The sequence below is a fragment of the Leptospira paudalimensis genome (assembly GCF_026151345.1).
Taxonomy (GTDB): Bacteria; Spirochaetota; Leptospiria; order Leptospirales; family Leptospiraceae; genus Leptospira_A; species Leptospira_A paudalimensis.
Window position 1 is genome coordinate 3,245,905 of sequence record NZ_JAMQPR010000001.1, and the last position, 14,960, is coordinate 3,260,864.

General features: G+C 37.7%; 13 protein-coding genes. 4 read left to right on the top strand and 9 right to left on the bottom strand.

All coding sequences use genetic code 11. The annotated features are described in order from the left end of the window. Positions 1 to 7: 7 nt before the first annotated feature. On the top strand, positions 8 to 1,609 hold the full coding sequence (locus ND855_RS15015; protein ID WP_265359012.1) for a hypothetical protein: 1,602 nt from the start codon (positions 8 to 10) through the stop codon (positions 1,607 to 1,609). A 50-nt stretch (positions 1,610 to 1,659) separates the two neighbouring features. Here the strand turns inward: ND855_RS15015 and ND855_RS15020 are convergent, their stop codons facing one another. Both ND855_RS15020 and ND855_RS15025 read right to left on the bottom strand, forming a co-directional pair. Then, positions 1,660 to 2,571: an ankyrin repeat domain-containing protein gene (locus ND855_RS15020; RefSeq protein WP_265359013.1), complete on the bottom strand. Its 912-nt coding sequence runs from the start codon at positions 2,569 to 2,571 to the stop codon at positions 1,660 to 1,662. A gap of 17 nt (positions 2,572 to 2,588) precedes the next feature. Beyond that, positions 2,589 to 4,322 (bottom strand): GMC oxidoreductase, encoded by a 1,734-nt coding sequence (locus ND855_RS15025; protein WP_265359014.1) that lies wholly within the window; start codon positions 4,320 to 4,322, stop codon positions 2,589 to 2,591. Between the two features lie 26 nt (positions 4,323 to 4,348). Between ND855_RS15025 and ND855_RS15030 the strand changes: the two genes are divergently transcribed. Beyond that, positions 4,349 to 5,485 (top strand): DUF2804 domain-containing protein, encoded by a 1,137-nt coding sequence (locus ND855_RS15030; protein WP_265359015.1) that lies wholly within the window; start codon positions 4,349 to 4,351, stop codon positions 5,483 to 5,485. Positions 5,486 to 5,573: 88 nt separating this feature from the next. On the opposite strand, the gene ND855_RS15035 is transcribed toward ND855_RS15030, so the two are convergent. Together ND855_RS15035 and ND855_RS15040 are read right to left on the bottom strand one after the other, a co-directional pair. Next, a complete protein-coding gene (locus ND855_RS15035) occupies positions 5,574 to 8,660 on the bottom strand; it encodes an efflux RND transporter permease subunit (RefSeq protein WP_265359016.1) in 3,087 nt (1,028 codons plus the stop codon). Positions 8,661 to 8,722: 62 nt separating this feature from the next. Continuing rightward, positions 8,723 to 9,397 (bottom strand): DsbA family oxidoreductase, encoded by a 675-nt coding sequence (locus ND855_RS15040; protein WP_265359017.1) that lies wholly within the window; start codon positions 9,395 to 9,397, stop codon positions 8,723 to 8,725. Positions 9,398 to 9,449: 52 nt separating this feature from the next. Between ND855_RS15040 and ND855_RS15045 the strand changes: the two genes are divergently transcribed. Further along, positions 9,450 to 10,634 (top strand): Acg family FMN-binding oxidoreductase, encoded by a 1,185-nt coding sequence (locus ND855_RS15045; protein WP_265359018.1) that lies wholly within the window; start codon positions 9,450 to 9,452, stop codon positions 10,632 to 10,634. Between the two features lie 5 nt (positions 10,635 to 10,639). Here the strand turns inward: ND855_RS15045 and ND855_RS15050 are convergent, their stop codons facing one another. Genes ND855_RS15050 through ND855_RS15065 form a run of 4 tightly spaced genes read right to left on the bottom strand, consistent with a single transcriptional unit; the run spans position 10,640 to position 13,468 of the window. Further along, positions 10,640 to 11,443 (bottom strand): EAL domain-containing protein, encoded by an 804-nt coding sequence (locus tag ND855_RS15050; RefSeq protein ID WP_265359019.1) that lies wholly within the window; start codon positions 11,441 to 11,443, stop codon positions 10,640 to 10,642. Between the two features lie 57 nt (positions 11,444 to 11,500). Further along, complete coding sequence (locus ND855_RS15055) at positions 11,501 to 12,463, bottom strand: sulfite exporter TauE/SafE family protein (RefSeq protein ID WP_265359020.1); 963 nt, start codon at positions 12,461 to 12,463, stop codon at positions 11,501 to 11,503. Positions 12,464 to 12,468: 5 nt separating this feature from the next. Next, complete coding sequence (locus ND855_RS15060; RefSeq protein ID WP_265359021.1) at positions 12,469 to 13,047, bottom strand: LIC12231 family lipoprotein; 579 nt, start codon at positions 13,045 to 13,047, stop codon at positions 12,469 to 12,471. Next, positions 13,028 to 13,468 carry a hypothetical protein gene (locus ND855_RS15065; protein ID WP_265359022.1) on the bottom strand — a complete coding sequence of 147 codons (441 nt, stop codon included), beginning with the start codon at positions 13,466 to 13,468 and terminating at the stop codon, positions 13,028 to 13,030. The genes ND855_RS15060 and ND855_RS15065 overlap by 20 nt, the downstream gene beginning before the upstream one ends. A gap of 161 nt (positions 13,469 to 13,629) precedes the next feature. On the opposite strand from ND855_RS15065, the gene ND855_RS15070 reads away from it, so the two are divergent. Beyond that, complete coding sequence (locus ND855_RS15070; RefSeq protein WP_265359023.1) at positions 13,630 to 14,043, top strand: hypothetical protein; 414 nt, start codon at positions 13,630 to 13,632, stop codon at positions 14,041 to 14,043. Here ND855_RS15070 and ND855_RS15075 read toward each other — a convergent pair. Further along, positions 14,028 to 14,864, bottom strand: a complete 837-nt coding sequence (locus tag ND855_RS15075) for a YihY/virulence factor BrkB family protein (protein ID WP_265359024.1) — start codon at positions 14,862 to 14,864, stop codon at positions 14,028 to 14,030. The two genes, ND855_RS15070 and ND855_RS15075, sit on opposite strands and share 16 nt — an antisense overlap. Between the last annotated feature and the right edge of the window lie 96 nt (positions 14,865 to 14,960).

The following is a 14,960-nucleotide window of genomic DNA, read 5'->3' on the forward strand; positions in this document are numbered from 1 at the left end:
ACGAACCATGCATTACAAAAACCTAATCCTTACCACATTCTTATTCTTTACACTCTTTCAATGTAACTCCACTCCCGAAAAAAATCAGGATCTGAAACTCCCTAATGATGTTACCTTTTCAATCAAACTAACATCAATTCCACAAGAGTTAATAGGAGAAACCGTATCGTTATCATTCCAATTCTATCATTGCCCTGATACTACATCTAAGGAATGTTATGTTCCTATCTTTGAAAATAAACTTGAAATTGGAAAAATCAAATCAAATGTAACTGCAGGAAAAACAAGTTTCACTTTACCGAAGGATTGGACACATTTTGCAATCCGAATGATTGGAATCGAAAAAGTTCATGGGAAATTTTCACCAGGCCATAATCCATTTTGGTATTCACCCGCAGACATTGCCAAATTAGGTCCTAACATCACAAAAGAATTTCGATTTCTGTCGCAAGAGAACAAAATCCCAAACAGAATCCAAGAAGAAATTGCTAAAAAATTTTCTCCCATCCTTGTTTTCCATAAAGATAAGAAATACCTTCCGTCTAACATCGAAAAGTATTCCAAGTTCTTTGCTAAAAAAGAATACCCATTACCAGAAAAGGATATCCGCAGGAAAACCAAAGGGCAAACCACTTGGAACTACGTAGATTTTCCAGATTTTATACCAATCGAAAATCCAACCCATTTGTATTATCATGTTCGTTATGCACAATCGACTGTGTCTGGAACACAATCGGAAGCTTTACCTGGATTTCGAGATGATTTGAATTATTGGTACGAAGTTGGAAATGGGGATATGGTAATTTCCTATTGGATTTGGTATGATTGGAATGAAGGTCCTACTAAATTTGGAAACATCCACCAAGGGGACTTGGAATCCTACGCCTTACTCATTTCAAAAGAAGGAAAAGCAAAACGCATTTTACTCACAGGACACGATCATATTTTACTCGATACAGATTTTCGAAATATCAATTCCATAAAAAATCATCCTATCCTGTATGTCGCAAAAGGGAATATGGGAGCTGATGGTGGAAACCCAACTTCAGCTTACGGTGGCTATACGGTAAAACTCAATGCTGGGAATTTTTTATTCAATTATATTTCAGATCCTTGGGACGTGTTTCCAACCTTTGACCCAAAGGAATCAATTCTTGTGATTCCAGCAGATCTTTCCGAAAAAGAGTTAACATCTGTTAAAATTGGACCTGGAACACAAAAACCAAATCCAAATCAAATGGAAAAATCTTCTACTGTCTTCGTAGATGCGCGGGTGATGGTAAAACAAAGAATCCAGAAACTTGTGATGTGGGAAGAACCAGGATGGGTGAACCAAAAAGCATTCCAAGACCCAGACGGCCACCATACAGTTGATCCATCTGTAGCTTCGTTTTTTCAATTCCAAGGAAGGCTTGGCAAACACCCAAGGACTGTCTTAAAAATTGCGGAACTTAAACAATACGGTGCCTCACCGGAGAATGCACCCTTCAAAACCAATATCGAACAACATTTTACATTTGAACGACCCAGAATGGAACGAAACCATACAGACCGAGAAGGAAATTATGGTCCTAAATTTTATGGAGATGATTCCACTCCTCAAAAATGATCAATCTTGAATAATATAATTTAACTTGTTTTCATTCCATTGGATTCAAGTTAAATCAAATCCACTAACTTTGCTTTGGCGAGTTCTTCTGGTTTGAAAGGTTTTTCTATTTGGATGTATTGGATCATTTCTTTTCTCAAGGGATAAGTATCTCCTAAGATGGCTTTTTGGATCACAAAGTCTTTCCATGTTTTGAGACAATGCCCAAATTTTTCTCTGTCAAGTAACCTTGTAATTGATTCCTCATTTTCACCCCATACAAACGGATTTGCACCCGCATACAGAAGTTCCTTCAATGATTCTACTCCATCACAAGAAGCAGATAAAAACAAAGCTGTGTTTCCAAATTGGTCCTTTGTTTCTAAATTGAGACTATCATCCTCCAAAAGGATGGCACAAACTTCATCCAGATTCCGTTCAGAGGCTAAATGCAGCGCATTTTTCCCTTCTTGATCAATATCTTCTTTCACTTCAGGAAAGGTTTTTAACAGATACAATACGATCTCAAATCGATTTTCTACCACTGCTTCTAAAAAAATAGAACGTCCGGCTTCATTCCGCAAGGACATCACTTCCTCAGTGATCCACGGATGGATGGACTCCCAAAGAGTTTCCATGGATTCCAACACAGCGATATGAAAGATAGTATTCCCTTCTTTGTCTCGTGTGAGAAGGTTAGGTGAGTTTTTCCATAATGGTGAAGTTGAGATTAGTGCCTCTAAAAATTGGGTGCGGTTTTGGCTGACAACATCGAAGATCACATTACCAGGTGTTCGGTATGGTGAATTGGGGTCTGCTCCCTTTGTGATTGCATGTTGGAACAATTCAACGTTGTCTACTTTCAACATCCAAGTTAAAGCATTGGTTCCGTAAGAATCTAGTTCATTCGGATCAGCTCCTTCTTTTAGAAGTAAATCCCAATCTTCTATTGTACCTGACTTTGCAACATCAATGACACTCATTCCTGTAACGATAAAAGTTACTTAACTCTTGTCGATTTTTTAACCAGACGTTTAGTCGGCTTGAAACTAATGATTTTATCAAATCCGCGTTTCACTTCAAATTTTAAATACGGAACAGATGTTTCTTTTGGAGGGATGAGGCTCATTGCTCTTTCAGACAATGCTGTGATGGTTAAACTTGGGTTCACACCTAAGTTCACAGTCAACATGGATGCATCGCAAACACGTAGGTTCTCATAACCAAACACTTTATTTTCCAAATCAATCACACCTTTTTCAGGGGTTTCTGCCACGATACACCCACCCATGATGTGCCCTGTGACAGGAGCAGACAATAATGTTTCGTTGAGTGAACTTCTGGGAATCCCTCCAACAATCTCAGCCAATTTGCGAGTGAAAGCATTCGCAATTGGAATGTAGGTCGGTGTTGGTTCGCCAGTGGATAGAGCCGATGTGATGGTCCTCTGGAAAGGCCAAATGAAACGACGTTTGCGAACAAGTCGTACGCTATTGTCCACAGTTTGCATGACAAGTAAGATAATTGAATTTTTTGCAAATCCAAATGGATTGTGAGCTTTGAGAAAGTAAATTGGATGGCGTAACATTGTCCAAAAAAACTTCAGTGGTCGCGGAAACTTTCCACCACCATCAGTCATCACACTGGCAAGGACACCAAAAAAATCGGAACCTTTCGAATACCGAACAGGTTCTATATGAGTATTTTCATCAGGGTGAACAGAAGAAGTGATGGCAATCCCACGCGAATAATCTGCATGATTACTGGATGGGACTGTCACTGGTAAAACTGTTTCACTATTAGTTCGAACAGTATCACCTAACTTCTCAGACAAACGAATCATTTTGTTTTCCTGTTGCATTTTGAGAAGTAAACCAACAGTTCCCATCACACCTGCAGATAGAACAACTTGTTCCGATCTAAATTTTCGTCTTGGATACCCAAACCAACCTGTTGTGCTGTTTGTTTCTAATTCGTATCCAAACTCTCCACTTGCTTCTGGATCAGGAATTCCCTTTGAATTGAGTGGGATAAGAGAGGTAACTTTGGTTTCAGGTAAAATAACAGCACCTAACTTCTCTGCTAAATATAAATAATTTTTATCGAGTGTGTTTTTAGCATTATGGCGGCAACCAACCATACACCCACCACAATAATTACAAGGATCACGATCTGGACCATCACCATCAAAAAATGGATCCTTAGGATCTTTTTTGTTACCAAAATAAATTCCAACAGGTGTTCTACGAAAGGTATCTTCTTTTCCAAATGATTTTGCAGTTTCCAACAGTAAATGGTCAGGTTCCCATAATTGAGGATTTTCAGTTACACCTAACATATGTTTTGCCACATCATAATAGGGTAATAATGCTTTTTCTCCACCCATTTTGGAATACAATGGTGAGTTTAAAACTTTACTGGAAGGAACATATAAAGTACACGCATAAACAAGTGATCCACCTCCAACTCCCGATCCACTTACGAGTAAAAAATCATTTAGTAGGTTGATCCTTTGGATTCCATAAAATCCAAGTTTTGGCATCCACAAATACTTACGTAAACTCCAGTTGGTTTTTGGAAAATCTCCAGCCTTCCATCGTTTGCCGGATTCAATGACTAAAACTTTATATCCTTTTTGAGAAAGACGATATGCAGAAACAGAACCACCAAAACCTGACCCAACTATAATCACGTCGTAATCAAATTTTTGTTCTTTTGGAATGGTTTGGTTCATGGTTCGTTTTTCCTTGTTTGTGGAGAATGAGCGAATCCGATTCTCTGATGGAATTCATTTTCTGTCAATTCGCTCTTAGGAATTCTGAAAAAACTTCTGGTCGAATCAAATCATCAGTTTTGAATCGGTTCATGCCTGAAATCAAAAAACAAATTCCTCTGCTCAACTCCGATGGAACAATTACACAAGAAGGTTGGGCACGTTCACCCTATTGGACTTATAACAGAGAAAATATTGCCGCTTCCAAGCTTAGAATTAAGGAATGGGATTATTATTCGGTTCTTTCTCCATCAAAAGAATATGGCATTACATTTACAGCATCAGACTTAGGTTATGCGGGACTTTTTGCCATTTGTTATTTAGACTTTAAAAAAGGAATCTTCAAACAAATTGATACTTTATCGGTAATGCCACTTGGCAAAACAGGATTTCCAAGAGTGAATGATAGTGGAGTTGTATCCTTCCAAGACAAAAAACTTTCCTTACGTTTTGAAACGATTCATGGCAAACGAACCTTAGAATTTGAATCCAAAGATTTTGTAGCACCTGACGGCTCCCGTGGGATCCAAGGAAAAATTGAACTGACAGAACCAAAAATGGATACAATGAACATTGCCACCTCTTGGAAGGAAAACAGAAAGGCATTCTATTATAATACGAAAATCAATTGTATGCCTGCGACAGGTAATGTAGTCGTTGGAAACCAGACTCTCACATTTGATTCCAAAACTGACTTTGGTGCTTTGGATTGGGGGAGAGGTGTTTGGACATACAAAAATCGTTGGTATTGGAGTTCCGTTTCAGCTTGGATTGATGGAAAACCGTTTGGACTCAATTTAGGGTATGGATTTTCAGACAGAACTCCTGCTTCCGAAAATGTCATTTTATATGATGGTAAAATTCACAAATTGGATGAAGTAAATTTCATCATCAATACAAAAGATTATATGGCACCTTGGAAATTTGTATCCAATAACAACCGTTTGGATCTGAATTTCCAACCCATAGTGGATCGTAATTCGTATATGAACTTTGTGGTCATTAAATCGGTACAACACCAAGTCTTTGGAAAATTTAATGGAACGGTTGTGTTGGATGATGGAAAAAAAATCAAACTAGAAAACGTAATTGGTTTTGCCGAAGATGTTCTCAATCACTACTAAAAAATAAAAGAGCGATCACAATTACTGTCATCGCTCTTTATCCTTTCTGTCTTAGAGTAATTTACTGATAGAAAACGGATCCAGTCGCTTATGCTCGTTTTTTCAGTTTGTAATACGCAGAAAAACTAGCTGGGATAAAGATCAAGGAGCCAAAAGTTCCGAACCCTAATCCCCAAGCCAGTGACAATGTCATCGGGATGAGGAGTGGGTCTGATCCTCCAATCGCATACGCTGTCGGAATCATCCCTGCCATCGTTGTCATCGTTGTAACAAGGATGGGCCTAAACCGTTCCGATGATGCTGTGATGAGCGATTCCAAAAGTCCCTCTCCTTTGGATTGAAATTCTTCAATCGTATCCACTAACACAATCGAGGCGTTAACAATCACACCAGCAAGACCGATGATACCAATCATTGCAAGAAAACTGAGAGCCTTACCAGAAATCAAAAATCCAAATACAACACCCACAAATCCGAGAGGGATCGATAATAAGATCAACACAGGTTTTTTGATACTATTAAAGATAATTGCAAGGATTGCAAAAATTCCAAAAAAAGCTAACACACCTGCAACTAACAAAGAAACCATTGACTTGGCAGTTTCTTCTTGTTCACCACGAAATTTGATTTTATAACCAGGGTATTTTTTCCCGATATTTCCAAACTCATCTACAATTTTTCCATTTACGATGGATGAACTTGTAATCGATTCATTTACATCAGCAAGGACTGTAATTGCTTTTTCATAGTCATTGTGGTAAAGCGCTTCGATTCCTTGGACAGTCGTTTTTGTTGTGACTGCTGTAATCGGTGTTAGTAGGCCAAATTTATTGGAAATTTGTATGGAATCTAAATCTTCTATCCCATCTCGAAAACGATCATCATTTTGGATGATGATCCTGACTTCATCTTTTCCTTTTCGTAAGTTAGAAGCTTCCAGACCTTCCATAGCAGTTCGCACATAATAGGCTGTGATTTCCGTATCAATCCCTGTGATCGCTGATGCAGTATCTTTTACACGGATTTGAATTTCTTCTCTACCTGGTTTATAATCATCATTGATATTGATGACACCATCTTGTTTTCGAAGAAAGTCCTGCATCTCATTTGAGATTTGTTTTAATGTTTTGTAATCACGGCCTTCAATGGCAACGGTAACTGCGGCTCCAATCGGAGGTCCATTCACAACCAAATCCACCATGACTGAAATGGCATTCGGTAATTTTTTTAAATCAGGTTCCAGTTCTCCAAATATTTCTTGTGCAGTTCTTTTTCGTTCAGTTTCTGGAACAAGTATGATTTGTGCCATTCCCAATTGTTCCCCAATCCGTGTGAGTGGGTCAGTAGGATCCGTTTGTTGGATCCCAATTTTTAAAATGACACTTTGGACTTCTGATTTTGGAATTTTATCTAAAATGGGTTGGAAATATTGCAATTGTTTGGCGGTCTCTTGTGCCGAAAAGTCAGGCGGAAATTCTGCTCTTACCAGCACGTAATCAATCCCTTCTTTTGGGAATAGATTGAAGTTCATGAGACCTACTAAGCCACAAGATGACAAAAATACGATGAGGATACATCCAAGTGTTATGAATGGTCTTCCTACAACTTTGGTGATAAAATTTGTAAACTTAGTTTTTAAAGACTCAAATCCATTTTCCAAGATGGAACGAAATCGATCCCTATGTTTGGATCTTTTTTTTGGTTCATTCGAAGTAAACTGTGCATAACGAACAGGCAACAAAAGAAAAGACTCAAACAGTGATAAAGTCAGCGCAACGATCACCATAAATGGAATCTGCCAAATGAATTTTCCCATGATCCCGGACATAAATGCCATCGGTAAAAACGCTGCCACTGTTGTTAGATAAGATCCGATGATAGGAACAAACAATTCACTCGCACCTAAAACAGCTGCTTCTCTTGACTCAAAATTTTTCGAACGATACTTATAAATATTTTCAGAGATGATGATACTATTGTCCACGAGCATCCCAAGTGAAATGATGATCCCAAGCATCGAAACTAAGTTGAAGGATACATCAAAGATTGGAAATGCAATGGTGGTCGCAAATAATGTCAGTGGCAAAGATAAACTTGTTAAAAGTGAATCTTTAAAACTAAAAAACAAAATGAGTACTACAACAACTAAAAACAAACCTTGGAGAGAGTTTGTAATCACCACATCTAGTCGTTTGATTGCTCTTTTTCCTTCGTTATTTAATTCCGTAAATTGAATGTTTGCCGGAATTTGTTTCTTTAATTCTTCAATTCGACCTTGGACTGCTTCAACCGTTCGAATGATGTCAGCACTGTCTTTTTTAATGATTTGTAAAACATAAGCAGGCTCACCATTGACTACTGCGAGCACACGTGGTCTTTCATACGTATCTTTTACATTGGCAACTTGCGAAAGTAAAATTGAATTTCCCGTTTCATTCGAACGAATTGGTATGTTTTTGATATCATTGATTTCAGCAATCTCTCCAGTCACACGAATGTCTTGTGTGATGGGTCTTAAAAAAGAACCTGCAGGAACACTGATATTACGTTTGGAAATTGCATTGATGATATCAGAAAATCCAATGGTATATCGTTTTTTTAAATCTGGATCAACACGTATCCGCCATTCTTCTTTCCGTTTTCCAAACGCATCAACTCGAGAAACTCCAGAAACTTTTCGCATCTCATCTTCAATGAAACGCCCCATCTCTTGTAATTCCATTTCATCCATTGCACCATGGATTGCGATTTCCAAAACAGGAAAGTTCGAACTCTTTTGTTCCGTGACAATTGGTCGATCCTTTACTTGAGTAGGTAAATTGGTAACACGGTCAACAGCACGACGAATGTCATTTACAACACCATCAGGGTTATTGTGTTCTAAATCGATTTTGATGCTGATATCGGATTCGGAATTTCGAGAAATGGAACGAACTGAATCAAGCCCTTCTACTTCGCGTAACTTCTCTTCAATGGGAATCGTTACTTTTTTTTCCACATCCACAGGGCTTGCACCAGGATAGACAGTGAGAACACGCACTTGGCGAAAGTTGACGCGAGGGAATGCTTCCCGTTTCATAGAAAGAACGGAAATGATCCCCGCAAGAAACAAAAATATAAAAACCAAGTTTGCAACTAACGGTTTATAAACAAAAAAATGGATAACTTTTCTCATAAGAACACTATTGAATACGAAATATTAAGATATTGACCAGTGAGTCAAGATGATTAGGAAATTTATTGACCTTTATTTCCAGATTCCCGTTCTTTTATGACGGTTTCGATCACTTCTACAAATACGGAAGTGTCCTGTGCACCACTCACTGCGTATTTCCCGCCAATGATAAAATACGGAACCCCACTAATCCCATTTTGGTGATAATATTGGATTTCCTGTTGGATATCGTTTTTCAATTTGGTATCTGAATAAATGGTTTCAAATAAATTTCTATCTTTGTAAACGGGTTCGGCAACCTTCCAAACTGTTTCTTTGTCACTTAAGTCCAATGCTTCTGCGAAATTTGCAGCAAAAAACCTTTCCACTAAATCCTGTTGTGCTTCCAAAGTGGGAAGGGCAGAAACAAGTGCATGTAAAACCAAAGTGTTTGTTGCCTTAGGAATTTTTTGGAATTGAAACTGAATTCCTACATCGTTTCCAATGTCAGTCAGTCGTTTCCAAGCTCCATCCAATCGATCTAAACTTCCAAATTTTTGTGTTAGGTGTAGTTTATAGTCAATCCCCTCTTCTGGAATTTCGGGTGATAACTGAAATGGTCTCCATCGAATTTCAGGAGTGATGGTATTCCCTACAATTTGTAGCGCTTTTTCTAATTTCTTTTTGCCTACATAACACCAAGGACAGGCTACATCGGAAACGATATCAATTGGAAATAATTCAGAGTTGGTTGACATTTTAGATTAGACTCCAATTCATAATGGGAATGATTCTATATCCAGGAAAAAGATGAAACATAGTAGAGAAAGTTTTTTAAAAAAAAGTTTAGCGATTGGCAGTATCATTTCGTTTCCGTCGTTACAAAAAAGCCTATATGCCTTTGGGAGTGAAGAGAATCAAAAACACAGGGAAAATCCAATCGCATATGCAGAATCCCTAGGTTACACAAACCCTATCGATCAAATTTTGCTGACGGCTATTCTTGCACCAAACTCTCATAATTCTCAACCTTGGAAATTCAAAAAAACCTCAGATTCTGAGTTTTATCTATATGGTGATGGAGACAAACAGTTACCAGAGATTGATCCTATCAATCGTCAATTTTACCATACACAAGGTTGTTTTTTAGAACTCTGTCACCTAACAGCAGATTCATTAATGTTTGATACTACGATCAAACTTTTTCCGAATGGAAAACCAAAATCAAATTCATTTTCCAAAACTCCAATTGCGAAGGTATCGATCCAACCAAAAACAAAATGTGTGCATGACTTTGTGTTTTCTGGTATTAACAAAAGGAGGATGAATCGATCTGTTTACTCTGGTGAACTTATCGGAAATGCAGAACTTGAAGAAATACAATCCTTGGCTCGACCCTTTCTTCAAAACATACGTTGGACAAATGATCCTACTTTAATGAATTCCATCTTACCAATACTAGACGAAGCGTTTGCCATGGAAACCAATCGTTATGAATCTAATGAACTCAATCGCAAATGGTTTCGTTTAACGGAAGAATCAATGTTAACAAACCGAGATGGATTAACGTTGGAAGGAAACGGATTATCTGGTCTCAAACTTTGGTTTGCTAAAAAATTCTTTGTGGATTTATCTAAGGAAGCTTGGCATTCTGAAGATTCCAAAAATGCCGGAATTCAAATGTTTCGTTCACAAGTGTATTCTTCAAAAGCGCTAGTATTTTTTTTGTCAGAGGGAAAGGACGATGAAACCACTTGGATCCAGACAGGAAGAGATTTTATGCGTTATACATTGTCATGCGCTGTCAAAAACATTGCTTTCCATACGATGAACCAAGCAGTGGAAGATTATCCTGAGAGCCGAGTATTTACAAAAAAATTAAAAGAAATTTTAAAACTAAAACCAAACGAGGAAATCCAATTGATTGCAAGGCTTGGTAGGAGTTCTTATCAGTTTGATTCACTCCGAAGAGATTTAAAAAGTTTTCTGTTGTAAATGAATTACGAAAGGGAAGGAAATTGAATTTCGCCAGCGGATTCAAACGCTGGTTTTGAAAATAAATACCCTTGGTATAAATGAATCCCCATATCAACTAACACTTTCAATTCTTCCACAGTCTCCACACCTTCTGCAATGACGCGAATCCCAATCTCATGACAAACATCGGCGATAGCTTTCGTGAGTTTTCTGGCAACGGAATTGGTATGGATATTTCGAATGAGTTCCATATCTAATTTGATCAGATCTGGTTGGAATTTAGCAAGGAGGTTCAGACCTGAATACCCTGATCCAAAATCATCGATCGCAGTCAAAAACCCATACTTTTGGTAGGCTTTAAAGATATTGATGATATGATTGTGGTCTTGGACTTCTTCTCCCTCAGTTAGTTCGAAGACCAATCGATTCAAAGGAAAATTGTATTCACGACTTGCTTCCAAAGTGGTGCGGATACAGGTCTCCGGTTGGTACACAGCATTGGGGAGAAAATTAATATTGAGTAAAGCTGGTATTTGGATTTGGCTTGCGAGTTGGATGGCTTTGATCCGACAAGACTGGTCAAATTGGTATCGATTGGTTTGGTTTACTTTGGAGAGAATCGAATAGGCTGATTCCCCTTGTGTCCCTCGAACCAATGCTTCATGTGAATAAATTTTCTTTTGGTTCCAATCAATGATGGGTTGGAATGCCATTGAGAAGGCAAAGTCCAATCCAGCACCACTCCGGCATTCGGCACAACTGTATAACTTAGGCACTTTTCCATTGGGAGTGTCAATTAACTGAGCTTCAGGAAAACTTGGTCTCATCTTTTTAGGTTACCCAATTTAGACGGTATCGTCTAGATTGCAACTTTGTTTTAAAAATTAAAATTTAGGAAGTTTCATCACAAGATACCAAGTGACAACTAAAAATTGAAAGAAAGATGTTACGAATAAAATGGTATATGGTTTTGCCTTTACGGCTTTTAAAGAACCAATCCTTGCGCCAAAGATCCCTCCAAAACTGCCAATGAGTGCGAGTTCCCAATGCAATTTTCCAAGGATTAGGAATTGTACTGTGGTTCCAAATGAGGTAAGAAAAATTCCTAGAAAGGATGTAGCAACGGCTTCTACAGGGCTCATTCGAAAATAATAAATAAATAATGGAACTGCTAAAAATCCTCCACCCACTCCGAACAAAGAAGAGAATAAACCAAAAAAAACACCAGCTAGTAAAACGACGAAAATTGATTGTTTCGTAAAATGAAATTCCGATGCCCCATGGGAAACAGAAGTTGTGTTCGTTTTAGAATCTGTTTCTGTTTGTGCACTCTCTTGTTTTACGACATGATTTTGATTTTCTAAGGATAAACTTTTATAGTAAAGTTTCCTTTTATTGAATGCAGTGAATAAATTATAAATCGCAAGTAATCCCACAAAAATTGTAAACACAAACAAATATACAAATTCAGACAACGGAATTCCGTAATACAGTTGTTTACCGAGAGCCGTATCTTCAAACCTTCCAAATGCTAATGCTGCATATTGTGCTGATGGTATGGAGGTAATGAGCAATAAAAACCCTTGTTTCCAGCGAATTTTGTCATTTTTAAAATAAACATACAACCCAGACAAAGCAGATATTGGCATTTGTGCAAGTGATACGGCAACTGCTTGAACAGCAGTTAGATGAAAGAAGCTATGAAAAAAGGGAGTGTAAATAAAACCTCCTCCCAAACCAAGGAAGGAGGCTAAAAACCCAACAAAAAATCCAACACTAAAAACTACAAAAATCCCGGGCCAAAATCCCCAGGCAAAGTGGTTAAAAATTTGAAAGGTTTCTTCCAAGTGGATTAAAAATGTTCTTTTGCGTCTTCAAAGAACTTGAATGTCATACGTTCAAATACTTCTTTCTCAGTCGCTGTCTCAAAGTTGTACCATGAGATTGGAACAAATAAAAGCCATTGTGCATAATTCCGAAAGATGTGGTAATCATAAGTACCAACTTTTTTCCCATCTTTGTATAGTATGTACTGAACGTCGTAACCATCTTGTGTAGACCATGCTGGAAGTAGAGTTGCAGTAAGAGTTGAAACTCCTAAAAATGCAGTCGCTACAGGTGTGGGTGATCGGTAATTTACTTTTACATTTACCAAATAACCAACCTTAGGTACATCAACACCTTCCACAGTTTTTCTAAATCTGGTTTTGTTTTCGAAGTAATTTTTTAAAGCTTCTCTTCCCCCTAAATTGAGTTGGGGAAATGTTGGTAGAACATATACAAAATTTGTGTCTAATGTTTTTTCTTCCGAAGGAAGGGGCAAAATTTTTGGATAATCTTTGTAGCTGATAATACAATTTGACACCAACAGGAAACTCAATACCACACCTGTGATGAATACAATATTTGATTTAGTTTTGGCTATGGTCATGTAAACCCTCCTCGTCATGCCTTCTTTCTAATTCTTCGTATAATTCTTCCTGGTCTTCCGTAAAAAACAATTCATATCCGATGCGCAAACATACAGGATCATCTTCCATTGAAACATTACTTGGTAAAATCAAGTTCATCACATAAAAGGTATTCGATTCTGCTTCTTCCAGAAACAATTCTGTTGCGTCCCATTCATCAAATTCATCTACATCTGGTTTACGAAATTCCTTTAGGATTTCATCAAATGATTCTGTTATGTAGTTAAATTCGCCTGATTCGCTATCGATGATGAATTGGACATGGTGGCAACCAGGGCCCTCTTCTTCGAGCGGACTTAAAACCATACTTCCGCAGGCAGGGCAATGAATTGTTGGGTCGATGGCACCACTTGGCCAGTTAATGTTGATGGTTTCGATCATAACTTACGAACCTCGAGTTCCCATGATAAGGACTTCACTTGTTTAGGAAACCTGAATTTGTTACTCTTGGATTAAATTTGAACCTTCTGAATCCAAACAGTTACAAAAAAAGAGATAGGGTTTGCCTAAAAAATGGGATTGTAAAATGAATTAAAAAAAGAATGGGAATAACTGCTGAATACCAATCTGCCTTCGCTTCCAGTTTTCAGGAATTTTTTGGAAATGCAAAAGACATTGGATGGGAATTATACCACCTCAGCTCCGAACCAGAGAATGATTTTCCTTCTTGGTTAACCTTCACCATACGAAATCCGTTAGGTGGTAGAGCCTTAGTCTTTCGTTACCACCATTTGGAACATAAATTTTATGCACATTTAAAAGTACAAGTAATCCCTGGAGAAGAAAATTGGAGTCTCGATCAGTTGTTCCATAAAAAAGGTTACACTGATTTAGATGCTGATGACATTTTATCGTCTGGTGGTGAATGGCTGTTTCATTCCTTGGCCAGACATTATTTTGGCATCATCATCTCCTATTGTCCACGGATACTGGAACCTGATTATTTTTTAGATTGAGATTTTTTCTTTCGATCATCCGAAAGAACTTGGTTCCACAAAAATCCCCAGATAAAAAATGTAGAGTTGATGTATGTATACAACATCAGTACTACCATTTTTGAAATTAAATCATACGCCAAAGAATAGTTCACACCAACGTTTTTCATTTTTAAATAAAATTGAAATCCAAAACTCATCCCAAGAACAAGTAAGGATGCAAAAATGGCTCCTGGTAAATTTTCCTTTAACGTTGTTTTTGCTTTTGTGATATATGCATAATAAAAGGTAAATAAACCAATGCTATATGGCAAAATGATGAGAGAAACTGAAAGATAAGGACTGTTTCTAAAAAAAGAAAACCGAAATGAACGGTATAACATTCGTTCAATGGAAACGATTCCATATGTCAGATAAAAATACAATACAAGTAAAACAAGTGAGATCACAAGGAGTCGAAAGTTAATCCATTGAGATGCAATAAACCCAACTTGAGTTTCATCCCTGGAAATGAATCGTAGTGCTTTGGAAATGGTTCCAAATATGGTTAAACTTGAAAAAAAGGAAATCGCGATACTAATCGCGATGACATTATAACTTTTTACCTTTGTTAGGTTTTCAACACTTTTGTCGATGGGTTGGAAAATGGGGGCTGGTAAAAATTTCCCAATTTGGTCCGTCATCAAATTGATGGTTTTTGGATCTTGGAGTAACCCAAGTAGGGTCACAAATACAACCAGTAAGGGAAATAGGGTCAAAAGAAAGGTAAAGGAAAGTTCAGAGGCAAGGCCATGGACATCATACAAATACACTTCACTGAAAAATCGACGGATCCGTTTCATGCGGTCAGTTTGCCAGTTGTCTGTATTTTTGTCTTATTTTTCTTGCCCTCTCCTAACTTACGGAAACTCTGGAAGAATCTCAGTGACGTACCTAAA

Coding starts and splice junctions, on each gene's coding strand:
- ND855_RS15015 (WP_265359012.1), top strand. CDS start 8: ATGCATTACAAAAACCTAATCCTTACCACATTCTTATTCTTTACACTC.
- ND855_RS15020 (WP_265359013.1), bottom strand. CDS start 2,571: ATGAGTGTCATTGATGTTGCAAAGTCAGGTACAATAGAAGATTGGGAT.
- ND855_RS15025 (WP_265359014.1), bottom strand. CDS start 4,322: ATGAACCAAACCATTCCAAAAGAACAAAAATTTGATTACGACGTGATT.
- ND855_RS15030 (WP_265359015.1), top strand. CDS start 4,349: ATGAGCGAATCCGATTCTCTGATGGAATTCATTTTCTGTCAATTCGCT.
- ND855_RS15035 (WP_265359016.1), bottom strand. CDS start 8,660: ATGAGAAAAGTTATCCATTTTTTTGTTTATAAACCGTTAGTTGCAAAC.
- ND855_RS15040 (WP_265359017.1), bottom strand. CDS start 9,397: ATGTCAACCAACTCTGAATTATTTCCAATTGATATCGTTTCCGATGTA.
- ND855_RS15045 (WP_265359018.1), top strand. CDS start 9,450: ATGAAACATAGTAGAGAAAGTTTTTTAAAAAAAAGTTTAGCGATTGGC.
- ND855_RS15050 (WP_265359019.1), bottom strand. CDS start 11,443: ATGAGACCAAGTTTTCCTGAAGCTCAGTTAATTGACACTCCCAATGGA.
- ND855_RS15060 (WP_265359021.1), bottom strand. CDS start 13,047: ATGACCATAGCCAAAACTAAATCAAATATTGTATTCATCACAGGTGTG.
- ND855_RS15065 (WP_265359022.1), bottom strand. CDS start 13,468: ATGATCGAAACCATCAACATTAACTGGCCAAGTGGTGCCATCGACCCA.
- ND855_RS15070 (WP_265359023.1), top strand. CDS start 13,630: ATGGGAATAACTGCTGAATACCAATCTGCCTTCGCTTCCAGTTTTCAG.
- ND855_RS15075 (WP_265359024.1), bottom strand. CDS start 14,864: ATGAAACGGATCCGTCGATTTTTCAGTGAAGTGTATTTGTATGATGTC.